The sequence below is a fragment of the Paenibacillus sp. MT86 genome (assembly GCF_058792535.1).
In genome coordinates this window covers 265,559-290,368 of record NZ_CM179499.1, presented here as the reverse complement: position 1 = coordinate 290,368, position 24,810 = coordinate 265,559, and the positions used below count along the sequence as shown (strand labels likewise).

Below are 24,810 nucleotides of genomic sequence, written 5' to 3'. Positions count from 1 at the left end.
ATCGATAACCCATCGTTGACAATGACATGAACGTATTTTATGATGGATACAAGAAATGAATGAGTATTCATTCATAATTTTAACTGTATTCTAACACCGGGGTGAGCATATGACAAGTAAAAAAAATGAAAAATACCACCTGATCCTCCAGGGCGCCCTGAAAGTTTTTGCCGAAAACGGCTATCACCGGTCCCAGGTATCCAAGATCGCCAAGGCTGCCGGCGTGGCCGACGGCACCATCTATCTGTACTTTAAGAGGAAGGAGGATATCCTGATCCGCCTGTTCCAAGAAAAGCTTGGGGAGCTGGTCGGCAAATTCCACGAAAGCGTGGAAGGAACCACGGACGCCGTGGAAGCGCTACGGACGGTGTGCAGCATCCATTTCTCGGAGCTGGAGAGCAATCCCGAACTTGCATACGTCACGCAGATTGAGCTGCGGCAGAGCGATTTGGAGCTGCGCAAGGAAATCGGCAGCGCGCTCAAGCCATATATCGTACTGATCGAGAATATCCTGGAACAGGGCATCCAAGAACAGAAATTCCGTTCCGATCTGAACGTCAAGCTGGTCCGCAACCTGATTTTTGGCGCGATGGACGAAGCGGTAACCTCTTGGCTGATCTCCGGCCGTAAATATTCGTTGTCCGATCAAGCGGATGAGACGCTAAGCTTTTTTCTGAGCGGTGTTTCCGGCGGACAATAAGTCCTGCTGATATTCATATTGAAGGGAGAGTTTAACCGATGAAGATTGTGGTATTGCTTAAACAGACCTTTGACACGGAGGAAAAAATCACGATTGAGAACGGATCGATTGCCGAGGATGGGGTGAAATTCGTCATCAATCCGTATGACGAATATGCGGTAGAAGAAGCTGTGAAGCTTCGGGATGACCACGGCGGCAGCGTGACGCTCCTGTCGGTCGGACCCGACCGTACGGCAGAAGCCCTCCGGACCGCCCTTGCGATGGGGGCGGACGATGCGGTGCTGATCTCCGACGAACGGATTCCGGACGATGAATATGCGGTATCGAAGGTGCTGCATGCGTATTTGTCCAAGGAAAGCCCGGATCTGATCCTCGGCGGCAACTTCTCCGTGGACCGCGGCTCGGGCCAAGTGGCCATCCGCCTGGCACAGCTTCTCGGCATTTCGCACACCGGCTCCATTACCAAGCTTACCCTGAACGGGACCACCGCTGAAGTGCACCGGGATGCGGAAGGCGATCTGGAAGTGCTTGAAGTCCAGCTGCCGGCCATCTTCACCGCACAGCAGGGATTAAACGAACCCCGTTATCCGTCGCTGCCGGGCATCATGAAGGCCAAGAAGAAGCCTTTTCAGACGCTGAGCCTGGATGATCTCGGGTTATCCGAACCCGATATTCAGCCGGCAACGAAGCAAAGCGAGTTGTCCTTGCCGCCGGAGCGAAGCGCCGGGCGTATTCTGAAGGGGGAGCCTGCCGAAGTGGCGCATGAGCTGGTATCCTTGCTGCGGACGCAGTCGAAAGTGATTTAATAAAAGGACAAATTGAACCTGTGAATTCCTTCGATTCTCATTGTTGAATGCGGTTACATGGCAGCGGCAGAGCCCCTGCCATCGTGCCTTATGTATTCTGATTGTATGGTTTACGGGATGTCCGTCATGCACGCTTTTCGCTTAATGCGTCTTGGAAATCGGGGGCAGCAGCGATTGTAGGAATGACCCGCATTCGCTTTGGACGCTCAGGCTGGCCGACATCGTAAAACTCTCTTTACTTTCAACCCCAAATGGATCTTAGGAGGTTATGATATGAGCAAAACGATATTAGTGTATGCCGAAAACCGGGATGGGAAGCTGCGTCAGGTTGCTCTCGAGACGCTTGGCGCTGCCCGTTTAATTGCAGAAGATGGCGACAGCATCCGTATTCTGGTTGCGGGCTCCAACATTACGGAGGCCGTATCGGCCCTGAACGGCTATGGTGCCGATACCATCTATACCGTCGAGCATGAGGATCTGGAGAGCTATAATCCCGAAGCTTATATGGCCGCCATCGAAGCGGTAATCCGTCAGGCACAGCCCGATGCCGTCCTCTTCGGACATACGGCCATCGGCCGCGACTTGGCACCGCTGGTGGCCGCTTCCTTGAATGCCGGACAGATTTCCGACGTCACCGCCATTGACAACGAAGGCGGAGAAGCGGTATTCACGCGTCCGCTCTATGCGGGTAAAGCCTTTGAGAAACGCGTCTTTCAGAACGGACCGTGGGTGGTCACGGTTCGACCGAACAATATTCCCGCCGCGGAAGCCATCGAAGGCGCCAGCGCCGGCATTGAGGACATCGCTTACCCGGCTCCTTCCCTGCGCTCCGTGATAAAGGACGTTGTCCGCAAAACCACGGGAAAAATCGACCTATCGGAAGCCAAAATCGTCATCTCCGGCGGGCGCGGCGTGAAGAGCGCGGACGGCTTTAAGCCGCTGGAGGAGCTCGCCGACCTGCTCGGCGGGGCGGTCGGCGCATCGCGCGGCGCCTGCGATGCCGGCTACTGCGATTACGCGCTCCAGATCGGGCAGACCGGCAAAGTCGTCACGCCCGAGATCTATATTGCCTGCGGCATTAGCGGCGCGATCCAGCATTTAGCGGGTATGAGCCAATCCCGGGTCATCATTGCCATCAATAAGGACCCGGAGGCGCCCATCTTTAAAGTTGCCGATTACGGCATCGTCGGCGATCTGTTCGATGTCGTCCCGCTGCTGACGCAGGAATTCCGCAAGGTGTTGGTATCCTAGGATTTCATAACGATTTATCATATTCAAAAAAAGGCTGCTCCAAAAGGTCTGGGAACCTGGAGCAGCCTTTTACTTCATAAGTTTTGCGCCTGCAGCATCCTTCGCCTATAAAGCATTCCGAAGGACTACCACAACTGAATGGGAACAGGCACTAGCCTGTCCCCTTTAAGAACCAAACCGTTTCAACAGCTTCTGCCGATGCGCCGTAAACGCTTCTTCCAGCGAAATATCATAGAGATCCGCCAGAAGCGAGATGTTGCCGAGCACGTCGCCGATCTCCTCGACCAGATCCTGCTTGAGCCGTTCCCTCGACTGAACCTCCTCATCGGGGCGGTCCCTGCCGATCTCATAAGCGCGTACGGCGCGCGCCGTTTCCCCTGCTTCCTCCATCAAAAATCCAACCCGGATAAAGGGACCGTACCCGGCCCAGCCTCTTTCACCGTAGAACTGTTTAATCCATTGCTGCGCTTCATTCATATCCATGACGTGTGTTACCTCCGCGATTTCTTGGGATGACTGCATCCTTCTTTTTACACAATCCGAGATTAAATCCATGATAAAACGAACATGCATGCCATAAAATAAAAAGGTGCCATGTCGGCGCCGAAAGGATATGCCGAGCATTCCATGACATAAATCACTATATATAGTATAATTACTCGAACGAAATATCAACATCTGGGTAAGGAGTGTGCAAATTGAAATCCATATGCGTATTTGCAGGATCGAACATGGGCGAGCATCCGGACTATAAAGCAAAAGCGGCCGAACTTGGCAGGCATATTGCCCACAACCAATACAAATTAGTGTACGGCGGCTCCAACATCGGATTGATGGGTGAAGTAGCCAACGCCGTATTGCAAAATGGCGGCGAAGTGATCGGGGTCATGCCGAGAGGGCTGTTCAAGGGGGAAATCGTACATACCGAGCTGACCCAGCTCATTGAAGTCGCCGACATGCATGAACGCAAAGCGACGATGGGCAAGCTGGCCGACGGGTTTATCGCCATGCCGGGCGGTTTTGGAACCTATGAGGAATTGTTCGAGGTGCTGTGCTGGTCGCAAATCGGCATTCATCAGAAGCCGATCGGGCTGCTCAGTATCCGCGATTATTTCGAACCGTTCATGAAGCTGATTCAGTACAGCATTACCGAGGGCTTCTCCAACTCCTCTCACTTGAACCTGATCAACATGTCCGATGATCCGCTCAAGTTGTTAGAGCTTATGGATAGCTACACGCCTCCGACACTGGACCTGAAGTGGAAGGACCTGGACTAAGGATGCCTTGAGGGGCTTAAAGTGTTTTGAGGGTCTTGAGGGAAATAGCGCCCTCTATGGAAAAATGTGTTGCAGGTCATTATGACCATTTAAGTGGTCTGCTGTATTTCAAAAAAATGCACCGGAATCCCGGTGCATTTTTATTTTTCGCCATCGAAATAGAGGCGATATTATACAAACCCGCCGTTCACCCGCAGCGTTTGACCCGTGATCCATTTCGACTCTTCGCTTGCCAGGAACAGCACGACACCTGCGATATCATCCGGTTCCCCCAGACGTCCGAAGGCATTCATTTTGACAATCCCCGCAATCTGTTCCTCCGATTTGCCAACGGTAAATAGCTCCGTATTAACCGGACCGGGCGCCACTGCGTTAATCGTGATCCCTTTGGGCCCGAACTCCTTGGCCAACTGACGCGTAAACTGCTCCACAGCTCCCTTCGTCCCTGCATACACGCTGTAAGTCGGGAACATCTGCCCAGCGACCGATGTCGAGAAATTGATAATGCGTCCGCCCGAATTCATATGGCGAAAAGCCTGCTGGATCGCAAAATATGTCCCCTTCACGTTAATCGCAAACTGCTGATCGAAATCCTCCTCCGTCATGGCCGCAATCGGCTTGGTGGTCATGATGCCGGCATTGTTCACGAGAATATCGATTCCGCCATAGGCTTCGATCGTTTCACGAAACAGCCGTTCGATCTCCGCTACCTGACTAATATCGGCTTGAATGGCCCGGGCTTCGCCGCCGCCCTGCTTAATGCGGCCCACCACTTCCTCGGCTTTAGCCGGACTGCTTGCATAGTTTACGACAACCTTGGCTCCGTTCTCCGCAAGTCTCTCTGCAATTTCACGCCCGATGCCTCTGGATGCTCCCGTTACGATAGCTACCTTGCCCGATAAGCCCTTTGTCATGATAAAACCTCCCGCATATGAATTGAGAAACACGAATCTCTCCCCAGATGGATGTTCTGATCGGCAATCTCTTATTAGTAACTTGATTATATGTCGCTTTATAACAAATTACAAGTGACAGATTTATAATTTTGTCATTTGTAAACGAATCAAAACAAAAAAGACGCTATCCCATGCGAGTTTCGCCAAGAATAGCATCTTTTTTACATAAGGAATGATCTCATCATGCTAGCTCCCAAAGTGCCCTGCCGCATTCTGCATGAAGGCGGTTGGCCATATCCCTATCTCTGCTAACCGTTCGTCGAAATCCCGGCCAACAGTAACGTCCACACCGACTCAAAGGCGGCTTCGATCCCATCCGAAGTCCATTGATAGGCATGGGCCGGATGGTGAAACAAGGAGGTGGCCATGAAAAAAGCCTTCGCCGCCGACTCCGGCCGGCCTGGCTTGAATTCACCGGCACGCATCCCTTGATCCATGATCTGGGTGATCTGCCCGATTAACAAATTCACATGCGTATCAATGATCTTGACGGCTTCCAGCGTCACGGACGCGTACATGGCAAACATCTCGGGATCCTCGAGAACGTAAGTCCGCTTAGCCCGGATCAGGGTATCCGTCCATAACCGCAAGCGATCGGTGGCGCTGCCGTCCGTCCCGTCTGCTATGATCTGCAGCGGATCCGCGATCCGCTGTAGCCACCGCTCCGTGACGGCTTCTCGGAGAGCGGCCTTGCTGGGAAAATGCCGATAAAGCGAGCCGTGGCTCACCTGCAGCGCTTTGGCCACATCGACAACCGAAGTCTTGTCTGGGCCATAACGTCGAAGCGTCTGCTCGGCCGCGTCCAATATGGCTTCTTTTGTTAATGGTTGGTCATGTGACATAGGTTCCATGAGCAACGGGATTCCGTTTTCGCCCGCTGCCCACCTTCACGCCCCCTCTCTGTTGAACACATTATAGCAAACAACCTCATCATATCAATATTGAGTTTTTGTCATTTGTCCTCCACCATGAAAACCATTCTCCGTGCTTCTATAAGACAGGAACATACATTGGGTCAGTGAACGTGAACACGGCACACCCTGCTGATCTGGCGATAATCACCATCCCCAGAGAAAAAGGAAGCCGGCACATTGCCGGCTTCCTCGCTTCTTGCCTTCTCAAGCTTCTATATCTTGCGAATGCTTAGCAGCGAATTGCCGTTCTTCATAAACTCATAGGGTACTTTAACTTCCGCTACCCGCAAGCCTTCTGCCTCCAGCTCATGAATCAGACGGTCCAAATGGACGTAGCGGCTCCCCGATAAATCGGTCAACGGGAAGATGCGCACCTCTTCCGAGGCCACTCGCAGCAGCTCCCGAACCGTCTGGACATGAAAGTCATAGTCCAATCGGTCGCTGTACATGAACAGAAAATGGGCGGACAGCACCAGGTGAAACTGTTCGTTATCAAAAGGCAGCTCCGGCAGTACCGCAGCGACATAGCGATCCGGAAACTCCCGCATATCCCTAACGCAATCGCGGAGCGCTTGCTCGCGATGCCGGCGGAGCCCCTCCACATCCCCGTAATAATCCCAGACATAATTGCTTTTTGCCTGCTCCATCGTTTCCATGGCATGCCCGATATCCTGCAGTCCCTTGGCCTCCAGATCATCCGGTTTGTGATCATAAGCAATATCGCTGGCCGTTATATCGAGACCCTGCTTCGAACCGTGAGCGGTGAACGAACACGCGCCGGAAGGGCAATCCAGCACCCTTTTACCGGCAAGCTCCGGCATCTTCAAATCAAACATGTGCGCGTACTCTTCAAACGTGCGGCCAATGAATACAACCCGGTCCAATTCCTGCTTGGTCTTACCTCTACTCTGCTCAGCTTTACTCATCTCTTCTCACCTCAGCTATAGATTGGCTGCGGATGCGGCAGCTCCTGCACACTCCGCAAGGATATACTACCATAATATGGGGTAAGGGAATTGGAATATTATGATCCCTGCCTGTTCTTTTTAAGAAAATCTATAACATCATCTAAGTCATCCGTTTTCAAGACGATTTCCTTATCATTCACCAATACAATAATCGGAAATCTGGCTAGTCCTATAGCATCCGCCCTTTGCCTGCCGGTCTCGTCCCTTACATTATGCAACATGGCAGCCTGCAAAACCTCTCGATCGGCATCGGACATACGGACCTCTTCACTCCACCATGCAACATGCGTTTGCCCATTCGGCCCTTTCGCGGCATTTGCATCCTCGTAGAAATAATGAATTCGTAATTCATCTTCTTCCGCCAGCAGATCCTCAGGCACAGCTATCTTGCTTAATCCAGAACAACCAATCACCGTCGCCAAGACGAACCCGGTTAGAACGCTCTTAAACTTCAAAAACCCGTCACCCCCTAATGCACCCGTTCTATTTATACTATAATATAGATAACTAACTTTCTTCGGAGGGGATTTCCTTATGCTATCTTATCCTGCGGCTACGACCAGAGAAGAGAAAATGAACATCATTCATCACATCAAAGACCGGCTGCTTCACTTGCACGGCGATGACATTCTGGCCATCGGCCTGTACGGTTCGATTGCGCAAGGAATGGATGGCCCTTACTCGGACATTGAGCTTCGGGTTGTTACGCAGGACGGAGTCTCCCTGCCCGGATACGAATTCATATATCCCCCATTCAAAATCGAAATCGGAATGAAACAGAAACAGGACATCTTCAAGGCTGCCGCGTCAGTGGATGACTCCTGGGCAATTAAAGCCGGCGCCTATGTACACCTGCAGGAAATCTACGATCCGGGGAACCTGCTCGCCGAGATTCGGAAGCTGCCCCTTGAAGTTTCGGACGAGGCGATCAAAGAAACGATGCGGGAATTCATGATTTGGGAGCCCTACGAAACGATGGGCAAAATCCGAAACAACGTCCAGTCCGGGAACCTAAACTATCTCCCGCTTGGCGCTAAGGACCTGACCTGGCAGACGGCCAAGCTGATTGGGCTTGCCAACCGAACCTTTTATCATACTAGGGCCCGGACGTTGGAGGAATCCCTTACCCTCCCATCCCGACCTTCCGGTTATGACGAGCTGGCACAGTTGGTCATGCGCGGACAGCTTCTCCAAATCGATCATGTCTATGAACTCTGCGAGCAGCTCTGGACCGGACTAAACGCATGGTATGAACAGATGAATATCGAATATAAATTAAAGGAGCTTCCATTCTGATGGAGGCTCTTTTGTTAGGGTAAGGAGCCATCGTTCTCAATCTTATATTGACACATGTCATATTCTGGAACTACGCTGTGTAAGGGCCTATTTCTTACATATGATGAAAGATCACACCGCGAATGACCCTGAATGATCCTAAAAGGAAGTGAGTATTGATCATGCAAATTCAATTGAGCAGACCGCCGGACCGCAGACCTCCTTATTGGCTGCCGCTTACAACCATCCTGGCCGTCATACTCTTTATCTCCCTCATGCTGTGGTTCGAGAAGCCGCCGGAAGCCAGAAAGATCGATGCACCCGCAACCGAGTTCTCGGCGGAACGCGCCATGGCACATGTCGAACGGATTGCCCAAGAGCCCCACCCGATGGGGTCCCCTGCCAATGCGGAAGTCCGGGCTTATTTGGTGGAACAGATGAAGCAGCTCGGCTTGAACCCGGAGGTTCAGGAGTTTAATGACCGTCTGACAACCAAGTACGTCGACGCCGACGTGCAGCTTACGAACATTCTCGGCGTCATTAAAGGAACCGGAACTGGTAAACCGCTCCTTCTGATGTCGCACTATGACTCGGTCCCTACCGGCCCCGGGGCGAATGATGCTTCGGTCAGCGTAGCCTCCTTGCTGGAGACGGCAAGAGCGATCCAGGCCGGAACTCCGCCGCAAAATGACATCTGGATCCTGCTGACAGACGGGGAGGAAAGAGGCCTGCTCGGTGCCGAGGTGTTCTTTCAGGATCCGGCGCACCGTGAGATTGGCATGATTGCGAATTTTGAAGCCCGGGGATCGAAGGGTTCGTCCTTCATGTTCCAGACCAGCGACAGCAATGGACGGATCATTGAAGAATATGCCCGGGCCGTATCCAATCCTGTCAGCAACTCCCTCTTGGTGGATCTCTACAAACAACTGCCGAACGATACCGATCTGACGGTGGCGCTGGAGCATGGCCTCCCGGGGCTGAACTTTGCCTATGGCGACGGGTGGGTAGCTTACCATACCCCGATGGACAACACGGAGAATGTCTCCCTTGAGACCATGCAGCATCAAGGCGAGAATGCGCTCGCCATGGCAAGGCATTTTGGCAACCTGGACTTGGCTGACCTGACCTCCACAGGCGACCGCATCTATTTCAATCTGTTTGGCCTGCTGGTTCACTACCCTGCGCAATGGGCAATTCCGCTCACCGTGGCGATCGCAGCGCTATGGCTGGCTTTTGCTTGGTTGTTTGCCCGCTTCTCCCTGCTTACCGTTAAGGGAAGCCTGATCGGGCTCGGAACTCCGATTCTGGCCGTCGTGCTCTCAACCGCGCTCAGCTATGGCTTGTGGACGCTCATCGATGCATTGTGGGCAGGCAAAATGACGCAGCCCACAGGCGCAACCTATGATTCGCTTCTGTACAGCGTCAGCTTTGTCCTGGTGACACTCATCGTTCATGTGGCACTTACCCGCTGGATTGTGCGGAAAGCAAATGAAGTGGAGACGCTGCTTGGCGGCGCGTTCCTGTTCCTGCTGCTGCTCATCGGCTCGACCTGGCTTCTGCCGGGCGCAAGTTATTTATTCACGATACCGCTGCTGGTACATTTCGCGGCTCTGACGTGGGCGGCATTTACCCGGGACCCGCGCGAAACCTTAACCCATCCGGCCGTCGTGCTAGGAACATCGCTTATCCCGGTTCTGATGTTCACGTCGGTCTTTCACATCGTATTCCTTCTGCTCCCGCCGGGAATTCATCTGTTCAGCGTTGTGCTGATCGGACTGATACTGGCCCTGATGTCCCCGGCAGTCCGAATGCTCGCGCATTCTTGGAAATGGGTGCTGCCGGCCGCTTTCATCGCCATCGTTGTCCTGCTCGGCATCGGCTGGAGCCAAGCTGAACCCGGGCCGGATCGGCCGGTTTATGAGAGCCGATAGGGTTCCCCTAGAGCAGCTGATAGTTGTTACACCTGATAAGTGCACTCTATCCTGCATGCCAAACAAGCAAACGCGAACACCGCGTTTGCTTGTTTTTTTACATGGATGAGCCTCAGCCGCCGTTACTTCACGATGTCTTGCCAATGCGAGGGAAGCTCATACGTATTCAGATGCTTGTATTCTACCAGCTTCACCATACCGCCGGGAATCGTCGGGGCGACCTCAAAGACAAGGCGGTCCTTTCCCACCGGGATATGGGGGCCGACCACCGGGCGGGCCTCCAGCGTGATGACGAAATGAAAGCCGCGGAATCCGTTCACTCTCTTCACTTGGATCACGTCCACGAAGTAGGGATAAACAACCGGAAGCTCCTTCAACGTATGGCTATAATGCCGATTGACCACTTCATCGATATGGGGAAGCAGAAACAGCATCAGCAAATCCTGATACTGCAGCTGGGCACTATCCTTTTTCGGTGATGTATAATCGGTCACCTCGGCATGGGACGGCAGAGGCAAGCCGAAAATCGTGACGACGGCAAGGATCAGGCTGATAAAGCATTTGTTCATCTTCCTCTCTTCGCACCTCCTGCCACAGTTCTTATGGATTAGGTTCTCCCAACCGATAAGATTGATGTAACGCCATCCGAATCGAACGTGATCTGCCATATGGATGAATCAAGATACGTACGATATGATAGGTGGAAGGAAGCTATCGATTCGGCGCATTCTTCCTCTCGGCATGCCTTCAGCGCGATCAACACTGACGGGGAGGGTACACATCATTAAGAAAAAAAGGATTATGACCATGTCTGCAGCTATTATCGCATTACTAGCAATCATTATAATTTCAGCCAGCTTCTACTTTTATAACGTCGCTATTGCCCGGGCCGACAAGGCCTTCCTGAACGGCAACCCGGACCTGGAAGCCAACTCGAATATCGACAACCCCTTTGCGGATAGCAAGGATTGGTGGGCCAAGCAAAGCTTCGAGGAATGGAGTCTTACCTCAGACGACGGATTGAAACTGCATGCGTACTATTTACCTGCCGAAGTGCCTACGGATAAAACCGTCATGATCGCGCACGGATACTCCGGCCATTCGGAGCAGATGAGCGGATTCGCCCAAATGTACCATGAGGACCTGGGCTACAACGTCCTGCTTCCCGATGCGCGTGGCCATGGAAAGAGCGAAGGCGATTACATCGGCTTCGGTTGGCCGGAGCGGATGGATTATCTCAGATGGATTGAACGCGTCATCCGGCATACAGGGGAAGACGCCCAGATTGTCCTGCACGGCGTGTCCATGGGCGGGGCAACGGTGATGATGACCAGCGGCGAAGAGCTTCCGCCCCAGGTAAAAGCCATTGTCGAGGACTGCGGGTATACCTCGGTCACGGATGAGCTGACCTATCAGCTAAAGCGCATGTATAAGCTTCCATCCTTCCCGCTGGTTCAATCCACGAGCTTGCTCACCAAGATCCGGGCCGGATACTCCTTCGGCGAGGCCTCCGCGCTGGAGCAGGTGAAGAAATCCAAGACGCCGACGCTGTTCATACACGGCGGCGGGGATCTGTTCGTCCCTACCGAGATGGTGTATGAGCTGTACGAGAACGGTCCGGAGCAAAAGAAGCTGTTCATCGTCCCCGATGCAGGCCACGGCCTGGCACGCCAGTTCGATCCAGAAGGGTACGACCGGGAAGTGAAGGAGTTTATCGGCACGTATGTGCAATAAATTGAAAGAAGAGCAGTCCATGCGGACTGCTCTTTTTTGGTGAGGTGAATATACCCCTGATCAGCTTTGTGGTCACATTTAAGCCCATGTTGGTGAGCTATACCCTTTGAGCGAACTCAGGTTTAGAACATAAATGTTGGATGCATGATATGAGACCACTTGACCTGGTTTCCCTCAAGAGATCAACTACATGTTCCTGTTTAGATTCAGAATCATGCTATAATTAGAATATTCTGTAAACACACATTGTTTTTGGAATGAGTAAATAAATTATAAGGTTTTTAGTTCCATTGTTGAAAGGATGGATTCTTCATGGTTGTTGGAGTACAAGAGCTCATTTTTTTTATCATTATTTTAGCAGCAAATTACTTACTAATTTACCTGATTGTTAGTAATGCTATTTCAAATTCAGGGTTGAAATCGGAAATGGATAGTCTCAAGAACGAATTGAAAGATATAAAGAAATTGCTAGTAGATCATTCGGAAAAAACACTTGGGGATCGTAAGAATAAAGAAATCTAAATGCTACCTCATTCATTGTTAGCGATTTGCGTTAGAAACTTAACTCAATCTAAAACAGACCCGGCAATTCTGCCGGATCTGTTTTATTGAGGTTTAAAGTGAGCACCCTCTCAATGAAGGAAGTCAACAAAAAAGTACAGTAGAAACCGAGACAGAGCTTATGCACCGAAGAATACCATTCGCGGTTTCTTCATTAAATACCATCCTAGCGCTGAATGCCCGGTCTTTTTCCCTCAGCCAGCATGCCGTTAATGCTCTCGATCAACTGCGGCAGCTCGCTCATCGTCCGGATCGTAAAATCCGCCCCGTTACGGATAAACGTCTCTTCGGTTTTCGAGATCGCGGCTTCCCGGTCCGACTCTGACAGGGCATGAAACTCTTCCAAGCCCAAGCCCATTTCGGAGCTGCCGATAGCAACGCCAACCGACCACACGCCTGCGTTCACGCCTTCTTTCACGTCGGAGACGGTATCGCCGACCTTAATGACTTTCCATGAAGCCGATAATCCAAGAAACTCCATGTTCCGGTAGATCATGTAGGGGTAAGGTCTTCCTTGGGAGCGCGTGTCATCCGGCGTGAAATAAACATCCGGGCTGTACCCCTTTTGCCGCGCATTGGCAACCACGACCTCCATCATGCCGCTCGTATAACCGGTCGTGGAACCGATTTTCAAGCCTTGCGCCTTCAGCGCTTCAACCGCCTCAATGACACCCTGAATCGGGTCCGTGTACTCGGATAAGGAGACCATCAAGGCCGGCTCGAATTCCGCATACAGCCGTTCTACATCCTGCTCACCGAAAGCTCTGCCGTACTTCGCCTCCCATAGCGCAGACACTCTCGGCATAGACAGCATGGCACGAATATGGTCGATCTTCAGCATCCCCATTGGTGCTCTCGCTTCCTCCATCGTTACCTCAATACCCGCATTCTTGAAAATATCGACAAACACGTTCACGGGCGCAAAACATCCAAAATCCACGGCCGTTCCAGCCCAGTCCAATATAACGCCTTCGATTCGGTTCATTGTGCCGTCACCCCCATATATTCTTCAATAATCGTACATAATTGCTCGATATCCTGTTCATAGATCTCCCCGATATTCCCGATGCGGAAGGTATCCACGTCGGTCAGCTTACCCGGGTAGATCACATAACCTCTTTCTTTAATATAAGCGTAAAAATGCTCAAAGCTGAACCCTTCGTTCGGGAATAAAAACGTGGTGATGATCGGGGATTGTTTGTCATCGGTGATATACGCCCGGATGCCGATCTGCTCCAATCTCTCCCGCAGCAGTCGATTGTTATTCCGATAACGGCTGAACCTGGCAGGGACGCCGCCTTCTTCATTCAGCTCATCCAACGCTTTGGAGAAGGCCGCCACGACATGGGTCGGCGAGGTATAACGCCATTTGCCGTCCTTGTCCATGCCCTTCCATTGGTCGTACAGGTCGAGCGACAGGCTGCGCGCAATCCCTTCGCAGGCCGTAAGCTTCTCCAGCTTGGCGATCACGAAGCCAAACCCCGGAACGCCTTGAATGCATTTATTCGCGCTGCTGATCAGGTAATCGATGCCGAGCCCCTGAACATCGATCTCCATGCCGCCAAAGCTGCTCATCGCATCAAGGATGAGGGTTTTTCCATATTCCCTGGACAGCTTCGAGATCATCTCCAGCGGGTTCAGAATGCCGGTGGTCGTCTCGCAATGAACCATCGCGATATGCGTAATCCGCAAATCCTCATGGAGTATGGCCCGCAGCTCATCTTCGCTTGGATGTTCATCGTAATTCACCTTGTATTCCGCGTAATTCTGTCCGATGTACTCCGCCATCTTCACGATCCGCTCGCCGTAGGCGCCGTTCGTTACGATCAGCACCTTATCGTCTTTCGAAATGGCGGACGTCATGACGGCTTCGACGGCAAACGTGCCGCTTCCCTGCATCAGCACGGCGGTATACAGCTCTGGATCCGCTCCGGCCAGTGCCAAGAGCTGCGATCTGATTTTTTGCGTAATCGATTTATATTCATCATCCCACGTGCAGCGGTCAAAGAGCATTTCCTCTTTTACCGCCTTGGTTGTGGTCAAAGGTCCCGGTGTCAAAAGCTTGTAGGTTTTCATGTCGCATCGCTCCTAAGTCGGCTTATTCTTTGGATCCGTTGAAGAATTGCTGATGCTCTTCCAGCAGCTCCACGGTCAGCGGCTTCTCGAAGGTCATCGAGTATGCAGGTTTGTTGACTTCATCGACGGTCTCCCCTTCGTACAGGGCCACCGGGTAGTTCGCAATCAGATCTTTGCGGGCATCCTTTACGATGGTCTCGGCCATCTTCATCGCCAGATCCGTCGTTGCATTCTTCTTGTCCACGACCGCAACCGATTCGGTCAGCGAGAAGTTTCCTTCGACCGGATCCACGTAGTCAATCGGTGCACCGGTGGCTTTAGCCGCTACCGCCTGATGGCGAAGGCCAAACCCGGCCGCCACTTCGCCAGCCTGCACTTTCTTGATCGGACCGGAGCCCGAGCTCTCCAGATGCGGTCCCACGTTGGCGATCAGGTCATGAAGCACCTTACGTCCCGCATCTTCGCCGTATTGCGTAATAATGGCCTGAACGAGCAGCCAGCCGGTGGAAGAATCCATGATGTTCGGAATCGATACGAGTCCGCTGAATTCCGGTTTGGTCAGGTCGGTGATGGAGGTGGGCATCGGCAATCCTTTATCCTTCAGCACTTCCGTATTCACGAAGATGGAGCCGGTATTCGCCAGAATCGGCGTGTAATATGCCGGATAAGAATCGGTAGCGCCTGCGTCAAAGGCCAGATCCTTAAACATCGAATGCTTGCTCTGCGAGCTTTCGATGAAGTAGGAGCTCATGGTGACGAGATCCGCCTCGATTTTGTTCCCCTCCGCCATCAATTTGCCCCCAAGTTCGGAGGTGCCCAGGGATTGGACAAGATACTGTCCTTCATATCCGGCATTCTTCAACGAGGTTTCCATTGCCGCAACGGCTTCTTCATCCCCATTGGTGTAGATGACTACCTTCTTCGCTTCCCCCGCGCTGCCGCTGCCGCAAGCGGCCAAAGCAAACACCATACTGACTGCGATCAATGACAGCAGCATTCCCTTCAGCGTCTTCATCATGATTAACTCACTCCTTGAATGTTTTTATTGGCTTTAAAATAGGTTCAGTGCTTGATGTCCGCTGCGATACCGTATCGTACCTCCGATCGCTGTTGTCTTCGGATTTCTTCTGATTGGTATGAATCCGACTGTAGAAATCCGCAGACAAAGGCGAACGCATTGGCTTCTCCAGTACGATACGTCCTCTCCGCTGGGTGTTCGAGTATGTTTTTCCCCAACCACAAATCCGGCATCGTAGCGGACAGGCGTGATGGGGCAGCTTTAGCGATGCGCCGTTCTCCTCTGCCATGCGTCGCACACCATCTTGATGATCAGATTCGTGAAGAAGATCAGCATCGACAGCACGAAGATCTCATTAAACTTGGCGAAATGCTGCAGCTCTTTGATTTTGCTGGCGACGAGCGACGTCTGGGCCGATACGAGAAAAATGATGCCGCTGATCGTCACCATGGCGTTGATGAAATAGTAGCTGAACATCTCAATGACGGTTGAGGCCGAGTTCGGCAGGATCACCCGATACACGGTCTTGAACCAGCTGTCCCCCAGCAGTTCTCCCGTGGTTTCCCAGGAGGGATTCATCTTGGACAGGGAGTTCTTGGCCATTAGGTACGGCGTCGTAAAGAAATGAACGATGTTGCACAGAACGATAATGATAAAGGTTCCCTTCAGGCTGCTCCCGTTAAAGAAGAGCAGGTAGGATATCCCCAGCACCATGCCGGGCACCGTATTGGTTATCATGGATACGATGTCTACCGCGGACCGGGCTTTTAACGATGTTCGCACATTGAGCAGCGCGGATAAGTACGCCATCAAGGTACCGAACAGCGCCGTCAAGAAGGCGACCCAGAGCGAATTGCGATATACCCCCGTCAAGTCGCTCGATTGAATCACATCCCGCACATGCTGGAACGTGAAGGTCATGTCATAGGGGTAACTGCTCAACCAAGGAGCGATGAACATCACCGCAAAAATGGACAGCTTGCCCGTCACAATGGCCGACGACATCACGCCGAAGGCGATATCCCGAACGCGCTGCCGCGGCAGCTCGATATCCGACAGCTTGTCATAGTGGAAATTCCACTTTTCCAGATAATTCAGCAGCCAGATGCCGAACACGGCCGGAATCAGCATCATCACCGCAATGACAGCGCCTTGATTGAAGTCCGGAATGGAACCCAGCATCACCTGGTACAGCTGCGTCGCCACGACCGGATAGGTACCGCCGACGGAAGCCGGAATGCCAAAATCCGTAAAGCTTAAGATAAAGGACAGCACAAAGGCCCCGCCAAGGGCTCCCGCAAGGGGACGCAAAATCGTATTCATGAAACTTCTCATCGTGCCGTCACCCATTAACTTGGATACGATGATGAATTTTTTATCAATGTACTTAAACGCGTTATGAATCAGCAGGAATACCGGCGGCAGCGTGTAAATGACGTAGCCGATGAGCAGCCCGTTCCATCCGTAGATATCGAACAGATTGCGCCCGGCAAGCCGGGTGATCAAGCCCTGGTTACCGAACGAATACATGATGGCGAACCCATAGGTAATGGTCGGAAGCAGCATGGGGACCATGATGACGGTTTTCAGCAGGCCTTTGACGGGCCGGTATATTTTGGTGCAATGAATGGAATACGCGAGTATGAACCCCAGAACGGTCGTGATCACGGCCGTTACGCCCGATACCTTCACGCTGTTGCCGATCGCCGCGACGAATTCCCGATTCGCCCCTATGGATGCATAGTGTCCAAGGGTAAATCCCTGATCGGATCCGAAGGACCGGATCAGCAATATGAGCAGCGGCAGGAACAGAAACACGGCGAACAATAACAGGATAACGGTAAAGATAACCCGCATTTCCGGCTTCGCGCTACGCATACTGTTCACCGAACAGGTTGTAGATGTTCTGCCGTTTGATATGCAGCTGCTTGATAATGAACTGCTTCACAAAATCATTGCTCGGATGATGCACAATCTCCTGAGGCGTGCCGAATTGGGCAATCTGTCCCTGATGGATGATCAGGATTTTGTCCGAGAGCGTCAGCGCCTCTTCCGGGTCATGCGTCACAATGATCGTGGTCAGCTTGAATTCCCTGGCGATCGACTGGATCCGCTGCTTGATCGATTCCTTGATCACGCCGTCCAGCGCGCTGAGCGGCTCATCGAGCAGCAGGATTTTCGGTTTCGTGACCAGCGTTCTGGCCAGGGCCACCCTCTGCTTCTGTCCCCCTGACAGTTCGCCGATCCGCTTGTCCAAGTGGGGCTGGAGCTCCAGAAAATCGATATATTCCCGGACCTCTTGTTCGCTCACGGTTCCCTTCTTATTGCGCAGGCCGTATACGATATTGTCATAGGCATTCAAGTTCGGGAATAAGGCATAGTCCTGAAACACGATATTGAATCCCCGCTTCTTCATCGGTACGTTGCTCAGATCTTGACCCTGGAACACGATTTTCCCCTGATCCATTCGGGTGAGTCCCAAAATAATATTCAGCAATGTGGTCTTCCCGCTCCCGCTCGGACCGAGCAGCGATACAATCTCGCCCGTGCCGATTTCTACGTTGATGTCATCCAAAACCACTTTATCGTCGAATTGTTTGCAAATATGCTCTAGCTTCAGCAAACGGCTCACCTCCTTAAACACATCCTCAGTATAGAAACCATATGTAAATAAGAATCATGGGAACTGTTAAATGTAAGTAAATTATGCATATATCATTCATAAATCAATACTAACTATTGACCATATTCATCCTTAACAGATGCCTAACTTATGAATAATGTAGGTAATTGTATTGAACATGGCCGTGCGAATCGGTAAACTAGACATGAATACAGGCATCAACCACTAATGCGGATTGAATGGGTGAGCGAATGTTTCCATTGGAGAGGCAAAAGAAAATACTTGAGCTGCTTACGATTCGAAAAGTACTGAAGATCACGGAGCTTACGGATGAGCTGAACGTCTCCGTGGATACGCTGCGACGGGATTTGAACACCCTGACCAAGCAAGGGCGGATTGAGAAGATCTATGGCGGGGTGAAGCTCGTGGAGTCCCGGTTCGGCGAATCCTCCATGGATGAGCGCATGGTCAGCCAGCTGGAAGAAAAGGACCGGATCGCCCGCAAATGCAGCGAATTCGTTCATGACGGCGACTGCATCTACATCGACAGCGGCTCGACCACGTACCAAATCGCCAAATACGTGAAGCATAAGAAGAAGCTGACGGTGGTTACGAATTCACTTCCGGTTGCGATCGAACTGATGGACAGCGACGTGGAACTGATTATGATCGGCGGCAAAATCCGGCGGGAGGAGCAATCCGTCGTCGCGTATGAATACATCTTCAACTTTCATGAGCTGAATGTGCTGAAGGCGTTTATCTGCTGCAGCGGCATTACCATCGAAAAAGGCATCTCCGACTACAACCTGGAAGAAGCCATCACGCGCAAAAAAATGATCGAGCTGTCCAAAGAGGTGATTGTCATGGCGGACAGCACCAAGTTTGGCAAAGACGTTACCATTTCCATCGCTCCGCTCGACAGAATCGATACCATCGTGACGGATGCGAACGTCCATCCAAGCTTTATTCCAACTTTCAAGAAAACCAATACAACGCTTGTGATTGCAGATGAATAGAATAGAGAATCACGCCAAAAACGGACATTACCGATCGCCGAACGACAGCGAGTATGGGAACGTCCGTTTTTTATTTCACACTGGCGGAGACCGGTGCCAACTTATATGGATCGAGACTTTTTCAGTATCCTGCATCCATAAGGATTAATCTTCTTTCCATGCATCTCCATCTCTCTTTATTATGTGGATGACGGACCAAGCCCCCTTTGTAAGCGGTTGTACATTAGGAGGGAAGTCCATATAATGATGAAGGAATGAAAATCAGGATTATTTTTGTTATGTTCTGCGACACCATGCAGGTAGAGGAGGAATCTGATTATGAACGTTGGATCAGCACGAGCAGCGGCAACGGATTGGGTCTTGCAGCATGCCAGCAGGGAGCCTGGATTCATGGGTGCCTATTTCAGCGGCTCCACGGTCGGCAAGCCGGACGATGCCGAGATGGCTCCGTCATCAGACATTGACGTCGTTGTAGTCACCGCGGATCCGGAGCCCCCGCTGAAACCGGGGAAGTTTATCTACCAGGACGCCTTGATCGAGGTCACCTATCTGTCCTGGCAGGACCTAGCTTCGCCCGAGCAAGTATTAACGTCCTACCATCTGGCCGGCAGCTTCCGCGTAGACACCCTGATGTCCGACCCGACCGGGCAGCTGCGCAAGTTGCAGACGGACGTCTCGCGGCACTTTGCCGACCGGATCTGGGTCACCCGCCGCTGTGAGAACGTGCGCGAACGTATCTTGAACGGCCTCCAATCCATAGATCCTTCCGCTCCTTGGCATCGCCAGGTGACCTCGTGGCTGTTTCCTACCGGCGTAACCACCCATATGCTTCTGGTCGCCGCGCTTCGCAACCCCACGGTCAGACTCCGCTATGCGGCAGTTCGCGACGTGCTGAAGGAATATAACCAAGAGGAGGTCTACGAGGAGCTGTTACGTTTGCTGGGCTGTAAAGACATGTCTGCCGAGCAAGCCATGAATCATCTCAACGGACTGGCCCGCACCTTCTACGCCGCTGCTGCGATTGCCAAGACGCCCTTCTTCTTCAGCAGTGACATTACGCCGGAAGCAAGACCGATTGCCATTGACGGCAGCCGCGAGCTGATCCTAAACGGAAGCCATCGGGAAGCCGTCTTCTGGATGGTGGCCACCTTCGCCCGCTGCCACAACATCTTGGAGGTTGACGGGACTCCTGAATTTCAGGAGGAGTATGTACCCGCTTTCGATGCGATTCTGGCCGATCTCGGCATAACGTCCACCGATGACCTGCTCCAGCGGGCCGAAGAGACCCTCCGTTTCCTGCCGAAGCTGTGGGATGTCACGGTAGGCATTCTGGATGCCAATCCGAATGTATCCGGCGGCGAGGAATCAACCTCATAACTCCTATTTTCATATAGAAAAGACCACGCCAGGATTCGTTCCTGGCGTGGTCTTTGTATTAGCGGACTTCCTGCTCCAGCGGCAGGTAAAACCGGTGCTCCTCTTGGTCTTTGGCAAAGCCGACCGACTGATAAAGTGACAACGCCGTATCATTGGCTGCCTTTACTTGCAGCTTGACCGTGGCGGACCCATGCGCCTGAAGATAAGACATGGCACGGCAAAGCAGATATTTGGCGATCCCCCGCCGTCTCCACGGTTCCCGCACAAACACATCTTCAATCACGCCATCCCCCTCCTCCTGCCATGCCATGGTACTGCCGACGATCGTATCCCCTTCCAGAACATTCATGGCGATCCAGTTGGAATGCGCCTTATATTCCCGTAATCGTTCGAGACCCAGCGGCGCTTCCGGCCAAATTTCAGCTTCGAGCTTTAGATACTCCACTTCCTCTTCCGCAGACTCGATCCTCCACAATCGATTTTGATAGCGATCATCTAACGGCAAGGCAGGAATAGGCTCCTCCAATGATCTTTTCATGGCATAGAGGTTCTCCAGCGGCTGAAACCCCTTCTTCACCGTAAAAAAAGCGTTATTGGCGCTCTCATGGACATAATTGCCCACGCACAAATACGTCTCGTACGTCTTCGGCAAAGTCCTCATTAAGACAACCGCCCGTTCATACAGGACCTGATACAATTCGTCCAAAAGGTCGAAATCCCGCTCACGATGCGGAACCGCCTTGAGATTCACGTAAATATGATGCTTGCAGTTCGGGGCACATCCCGGCGGAATCACGTTTATGATCCCGACCTGACCCTTAGCTACCATCTTCCCGTCTTCGATAGCGCAGAACACGTTTTCCCAATTCTCCCGGTCACCCACCCACCAGAACAGCGCATTCTCGGCGGATACCGCCTGATATAACTCGCCTAGCAGAGGCATGTCGCCCTGCCCAAAACTACGAATGATTCTTTCACTCAAATGAATGTCACCAGCCTTTGCGTTCATTGTAAGCCGATCGGAGTGCCAGCAACAGAGAAAAAACAACTATAGACAAACAAGCCGCTTTTTCAAACAACGATCTCCTTATAATGGGTGTACAATAATAAAATTACGTAATATAATAATTACGTAATAACATAATACTCTAAAGTGAGGTTGATGATTCCACATGACACGTGACCTGAGCCAAGAGATGGATGTCTTAAAGAATCAAATGGCGGAGCTGCAGCAGCTTGTTTATCAAGCTTTTATGGAACGAAAACCTGCATCCGCATCAAATCCATACCGCCAAGAAATCGCAACAGCGCCCACCATAAATGAACCCAATCCCGAAGACGGCTCTGTCTTCTACTCCGGGCAGGTGCACCTGAACGGACAAAACATCCGCTGGGAGCCACAGCAACGCCGATTGAATCAATTGCTGGACATGAATACCGAGAAGGCGGCCAAAATCCTCGCTGCCCTGGGCAACAAGCAGCGCCTGGATATTTTGAAGGCCGTCATGGCGGAGCCGCTATCGGGATCCGAGTTGGTGGAACGGTTGAACATGGGGACGACGGGTCAGCTGTATCATCATCTCAAGGCGCTGCTCGGCGCAGACCTGCTCGTCCAGGAGCAGGGGGGCCGCTACGCTCTTCCCCAGCATCGAAGCCTGCCGTTCCTGCTGCTGTTGTCCGCTGCCGGCGATCTGCTCGATGCCAGCGATTACCTGGAGATGTCGGAAACCCGCAACAATGCAGGGATGTACTTCGGGCCCTCGCATGGCTTTGATATTCATCAGCTGCTTTGGGCCGTGGTGGAAAATTCGATTTTGGAGCATACGAGCGGGTATGGCGATCAGATCGGCATTTTCCTGCATGAGGATGGCAGCGTGACGGTAACCGACAACGGAAGAGGCATTCCGGTGCAGGCCCTCCCGAATTCCGATGTCCCCGTTGTGCAGTCGATTCTGACCGATGTCCACCGCTTCAACAACAGCGCGCACTTTCTGGTTCCCGGCGCGGAAAAAGGCATCAGCATTGCCGTGGTCAACGCCCTTTCCAAGCAGCTGTCCGTGGAAATTCGGCGTGACGGGAACATATACCGGCAGGAATACCGGCACGGCATACCGCAGACGGGTCTTTTGACGGTTGGTTTGACTCAAGAGACGGGAACCAGCGTGACGTTCAAGCCCGAGCCGGAATTGTTCAGCTCGGCCTTTGAATTTGACCGCATCCTCGAGCGCAAGGACGCGATTGCCGCGGATTATCCTGCACTTGCCCTGACCATTCGGAACACCGCTGAATAAAGTGGATTTTCGAAGCGGTCCTAATTTGTATACTTTGCTTTTTTTGCAGCAGCAGCATATTGGGTCGACAGGCATTCCAAGCATGCCCCGGCCACGTGCCGTGTGCACAGGGAGCAGTTTCGCACGATGTATGAAAGCCTGGTATCCGGTACACCGAGTGCCTGCGCTCCTATGCTATACTGAGCTTGAACGAACGTTAATCGAGGTGATATAGAATGCTGGAACGTTCTATGGAGAATGTAATGGAATCCGAACAGGAAAGGGGCTGGTGCGATTAAAATATAAAACGAAACGAGGACGATACACATGAATACGCAAGATACGGTAATGAGCGAAGGTTTTGCATTGAATGTTTCCATTCGCGGGAACGGCAAGCCCATATTGGTGGTGGGAAGCAGCGTTTACTACCCCCGCTTGTTTTCGGAGCAGCTTTATACGTCATTTCAATTGATTTTCCTGGACCATCGAGGCTTTGTGGAGCCTCCTCGGACACTGGAACCGGAAGACTGTACGCTGAATAAGGTTCTGGATGATATCGAAAGGGCAAGACAAGCGCTGGTACTGGAGGATTTTATCATATTGGGGCATTCGGGACACGCCTTTATGGCGCTGGCGTATGCCCAAACCTTTCCGGAACGCGTCAGCAAGGTGATCCTGCTGAATACGGCACCCTCCAATAGTCCGGAGCGGCAGCAGCAGAGCATCGCTTTTTTCAATGAGACGGCAAGCCCTGAGCGGAAACGGCAGTTCGAAGCGGATATCGCTCTGCTGGAGGAGGATATCCGAAGGGAGCCTGAACGGCGGTTTGCTCATATGTGCATTCGGATGGGAGCCCACAGCTTTTATGATTATGCCTTTGATGCGGCTTGGATGTGGGATGGGGTCTTCACCAGCATGCCCGTCTTGGATCATTTATGGGGAGAAGCCTTCGCGCGGCTGAATCTGATCGATTGCCTGGAAGAGGTCGATATCCCCGTCTTCATCGGTCTAGGACGGTACGACTATTTGGTCGGCCCCGTGTCGCTATGGGATGCCGTAGACGGCTTGCAAGCAAACGTGAGAAAGGTCGTTTTTGAGCAAAGCGGCCATAATCCGATGTTCGAGGAGCCTGAGCTTTTCAACGCCGTCTTGACGGATTGGATTCACGAAACGGATCGCTGATCTTGTAAAAGCTTGAATGAAGAGGAGCCCGCGGCATTCCCGCTGGGCTCCCTTTGTATTTACTGGTCTTCAAGCGGCGTACTCTCGCTTCATAAGGCTTCAAAGGCGCATCGTCCGATGCTCTACTCGCTCAAAGTCGCTCTTTTTGGGTCGGATGCGGACACTGGTTCCGTTATTGGGTGATATTCGGGTCTCTTTGGGGCCAATAAGCGGGTATGGACCCGCCATTCGCTGATTTTCGTTCCTTTTTGAGTCCATGTGGACACTGGTTCCGCTATTTGCTGATATTCGGGTCTCTTTGGGGCCAATAAGCGGGTATGGACCCGCCATTCGCTGATTTTCGTTCCCTTTTGAGTCCATGCGGACACCGGTTCCGCTATTTACTGATATTCGGCCTCTTTGGGGCCAATGCGGACATAGGATCCGCCATTCGCTGATTTTCGTTCCTTTTGAGTCCATGCGGACACTGGTTCCGCTATTTACTGATATTCGGGCCTCTCTTGGGCCAATGCGGACATAGGATCCGCTAATTCAGCTTTTACACGGTTGAATCCCAGTAAATTTTGAATATAGCGGATCTCCTGTCCTCAAATCGCTGCAATATGGCTAAAAACATAGAAATAACGGAACCATTGTCCTCCAAACGTCACAAATCCAGACCCATCCAAACCGCAAACCTCCATCACTCACGCGACGTTGCTTCATCAGTTTTCGCCCATTGCCAAAGTTCCCCTACTACTCTGCTCCATTGTTCCTCGACTCTTGATACTTTGTTCCATCGATCCGACCCTTGATACTCCGATTCCTCGATCCCCAACTCTTGATACTCTGCTTCATCAATCCTCGGCTCTCGATACTTTTCTTCCTCGATCCTC

24 protein-coding genes are annotated in these 24,810 nt (G+C 52.1%); 12 read left to right on the top strand and 12 right to left on the bottom strand.

What is annotated here, in order from left to right; all coding sequences use genetic code 11:
• Positions 1 to 109 precede the first annotated feature (109 nt).
• The 3 genes from fadR to AC3RCL_RS01340 all read left to right on the top strand — a co-directional run bounded on the left by fadR (position 110) and on the right by AC3RCL_RS01340 (position 2,757).
• Positions 110 to 700, top strand: coding sequence for a fatty acid metabolism transcriptional regulator FadR (fadR, locus tag AC3RCL_RS01350; RefSeq protein ID WP_009590197.1), 591 nt, complete (start codon positions 110 to 112; stop codon positions 698 to 700).
• 38 nt (positions 701 to 738) lie between these two features.
• Positions 739 to 1,506: an electron transfer flavoprotein subunit beta/FixA family protein gene (locus AC3RCL_RS01345; RefSeq protein WP_192570054.1), complete on the top strand. Its 768-nt coding sequence runs from the start codon at positions 739 to 741 to the stop codon at positions 1,504 to 1,506.
• A gap of 273 nt (positions 1,507 to 1,779) precedes the next feature.
• The gene (locus tag AC3RCL_RS01340) at positions 1,780 to 2,757 is read left to right on the top strand and encodes an electron transfer flavoprotein subunit alpha/FixB family protein (RefSeq protein WP_096774907.1); all 978 of its coding nucleotides are present in this window, start codon (positions 1,780 to 1,782) and stop codon (positions 2,755 to 2,757) included.
• A 165-nt stretch (positions 2,758 to 2,922) separates the two neighbouring features.
• Here the strand turns inward: AC3RCL_RS01340 and AC3RCL_RS01335 are convergent, their stop codons facing one another.
• On the bottom strand, positions 2,923 to 3,240 hold the full coding sequence (locus AC3RCL_RS01335; RefSeq protein WP_096774908.1) for a MazG nucleotide pyrophosphohydrolase domain-containing protein: 318 nt from the start codon (positions 3,238 to 3,240) through the stop codon (positions 2,923 to 2,925).
• Positions 3,241 to 3,455: 215 nt separating this feature from the next.
• Between AC3RCL_RS01335 and AC3RCL_RS01330 the strand changes: the two genes are divergently transcribed.
• Positions 3,456 to 4,034 (top strand): LOG family protein, encoded by a 579-nt coding sequence (locus tag AC3RCL_RS01330; protein ID WP_012818487.1) that lies wholly within the window; start codon positions 3,456 to 3,458, stop codon positions 4,032 to 4,034.
• 170 nt (positions 4,035 to 4,204) lie between these two features.
• Here the strand turns inward: AC3RCL_RS01330 and AC3RCL_RS01325 are convergent, their stop codons facing one another.
• The 4 genes from AC3RCL_RS01325 to AC3RCL_RS01310 form a co-directional block, all read right to left on the bottom strand.
• Positions 4,205 to 4,948 (bottom strand): SDR family oxidoreductase, encoded by a 744-nt coding sequence (locus tag AC3RCL_RS01325; RefSeq protein ID WP_012818486.1) that lies wholly within the window; start codon positions 4,946 to 4,948, stop codon positions 4,205 to 4,207.
• A gap of 290 nt (positions 4,949 to 5,238) precedes the next feature.
• Entirely contained in the window at positions 5,239 to 5,841 is a 603-nt protein-coding gene (locus tag AC3RCL_RS01320) for a TetR/AcrR family transcriptional regulator (RefSeq protein ID WP_145040367.1), read from the bottom strand.
• Positions 5,842 to 6,116: 275 nt separating this feature from the next.
• On the bottom strand, positions 6,117 to 6,830 hold the full coding sequence (locus AC3RCL_RS01315) for an SAM-dependent methyltransferase (RefSeq protein WP_492534261.1): 714 nt from the start codon (positions 6,828 to 6,830) through the stop codon (positions 6,117 to 6,119).
• Between the two features lie 98 nt (positions 6,831 to 6,928).
• On the bottom strand, positions 6,929 to 7,327 hold the full coding sequence (locus AC3RCL_RS01310) for a hypothetical protein (RefSeq protein ID WP_492534259.1): 399 nt from the start codon (positions 7,325 to 7,327) through the stop codon (positions 6,929 to 6,931).
• Positions 7,328 to 7,406: 79 nt separating this feature from the next.
• On the opposite strand from AC3RCL_RS01310, the gene AC3RCL_RS01305 reads away from it, so the two are divergent.
• The gene (locus AC3RCL_RS01305; protein WP_036664886.1) at positions 7,407 to 8,168 is read left to right on the top strand and encodes a kanamycin nucleotidyltransferase C-terminal domain-containing protein; all 762 of its coding nucleotides are present in this window, start codon (positions 7,407 to 7,409) and stop codon (positions 8,166 to 8,168) included.
• Positions 8,169 to 8,329: 161 nt separating this feature from the next.
• On the top strand, positions 8,330 to 10,078 hold the full coding sequence (locus AC3RCL_RS01300; protein ID WP_492534257.1) for a M28 family peptidase: 1,749 nt from the start codon (positions 8,330 to 8,332) through the stop codon (positions 10,076 to 10,078).
• 122 nt (positions 10,079 to 10,200) lie between these two features.
• Here AC3RCL_RS01300 and AC3RCL_RS01295 read toward each other — a convergent pair whose 3' ends face one another.
• Entirely contained in the window at positions 10,201 to 10,647 is a 447-nt protein-coding gene (locus AC3RCL_RS01295) for a DUF3888 domain-containing protein (protein WP_012818480.1), read from the bottom strand.
• Between the two features lie 232 nt (positions 10,648 to 10,879).
• On the opposite strand from AC3RCL_RS01295, the gene AC3RCL_RS01290 reads away from it, so the two are divergent.
• A complete protein-coding gene (locus tag AC3RCL_RS01290; RefSeq protein ID WP_313958354.1) occupies positions 10,880 to 11,812 on the top strand; it encodes an alpha/beta hydrolase in 933 nt (310 codons plus the stop codon).
• Positions 11,813 to 12,124: 312 nt separating this feature from the next.
• Positions 12,125 to 12,334, top strand: coding sequence for a hypothetical protein (locus AC3RCL_RS01285; protein ID WP_036664887.1), 210 nt, complete (start codon positions 12,125 to 12,127; stop codon positions 12,332 to 12,334).
• 205 nt (positions 12,335 to 12,539) lie between these two features.
• On the opposite strand, the gene phnX is transcribed toward AC3RCL_RS01285, so the two are convergent.
• The 5 genes from phnX to AC3RCL_RS01260 form a co-directional block, all read right to left on the bottom strand.
• Positions 12,540 to 13,358 (bottom strand): phosphonoacetaldehyde hydrolase, encoded by an 819-nt coding sequence (gene phnX / locus AC3RCL_RS01280; protein ID WP_492534254.1) that lies wholly within the window; start codon positions 13,356 to 13,358, stop codon positions 12,540 to 12,542.
• Positions 13,355 to 14,449, bottom strand: coding sequence for a 2-aminoethylphosphonate--pyruvate transaminase (phnW, locus tag AC3RCL_RS01275; RefSeq protein ID WP_492534252.1), 1,095 nt, complete (start codon positions 14,447 to 14,449; stop codon positions 13,355 to 13,357). The genes phnX and phnW overlap by 4 nt, the downstream gene beginning before the upstream one ends.
• Positions 14,450 to 14,471: 22 nt before the next feature.
• A complete protein-coding gene (locus tag AC3RCL_RS01270; RefSeq protein WP_096774919.1) occupies positions 14,472 to 15,467 on the bottom strand; it encodes an extracellular solute-binding protein in 996 nt (331 codons plus the stop codon).
• A 261-nt stretch (positions 15,468 to 15,728) separates the two neighbouring features.
• On the bottom strand, positions 15,729 to 17,345 hold the full coding sequence (locus tag AC3RCL_RS01265) for an ABC transporter permease subunit (protein WP_492534250.1): 1,617 nt from the start codon (positions 17,343 to 17,345) through the stop codon (positions 15,729 to 15,731).
• On the bottom strand, positions 17,338 to 18,090 hold the full coding sequence (locus AC3RCL_RS01260; protein WP_012818473.1) for an ABC transporter ATP-binding protein: 753 nt from the start codon (positions 18,088 to 18,090) through the stop codon (positions 17,338 to 17,340). Before AC3RCL_RS01260 ends, AC3RCL_RS01265 begins: the two co-directional genes overlap by 8 nt.
• A gap of 251 nt (positions 18,091 to 18,341) precedes the next feature.
• On the opposite strand from AC3RCL_RS01260, the gene AC3RCL_RS01255 reads away from it, so the two are divergent.
• Positions 18,342 to 19,106 (top strand): DeoR/GlpR family DNA-binding transcription regulator, encoded by a 765-nt coding sequence (locus tag AC3RCL_RS01255; protein ID WP_452516312.1) that lies wholly within the window; start codon positions 18,342 to 18,344, stop codon positions 19,104 to 19,106.
• Between the two features lie 318 nt (positions 19,107 to 19,424).
• Positions 19,425 to 20,483, top strand: a complete 1,059-nt coding sequence (locus AC3RCL_RS01250) for a hypothetical protein (protein ID WP_492534247.1) — start codon at positions 19,425 to 19,427, stop codon at positions 20,481 to 20,483.
• Positions 20,484 to 20,541: 58 nt separating this feature from the next.
• Here the strand turns inward: AC3RCL_RS01250 and AC3RCL_RS01245 are convergent, their stop codons facing one another.
• Positions 20,542 to 21,426, bottom strand: coding sequence for a GNAT family N-acetyltransferase (locus AC3RCL_RS01245; RefSeq protein ID WP_192572722.1), 885 nt, complete (start codon positions 21,424 to 21,426; stop codon positions 20,542 to 20,544).
• Positions 21,427 to 21,655: 229 nt separating this feature from the next.
• Between AC3RCL_RS01245 and AC3RCL_RS01240 the strand changes: the two genes are divergently transcribed.
• Entirely contained in the window at positions 21,656 to 22,774 is a 1,119-nt protein-coding gene (locus AC3RCL_RS01240) for an ArsR/SmtB family transcription factor (RefSeq protein ID WP_492534245.1), read from the top strand.
• A 306-nt stretch (positions 22,775 to 23,080) separates the two neighbouring features.
• Positions 23,081 to 23,935 (top strand): alpha/beta fold hydrolase, encoded by an 855-nt coding sequence (locus AC3RCL_RS01235; protein ID WP_492534243.1) that lies wholly within the window; start codon positions 23,081 to 23,083, stop codon positions 23,933 to 23,935.
• Positions 23,936 to 24,810: the final 875 nt, after the last annotated feature.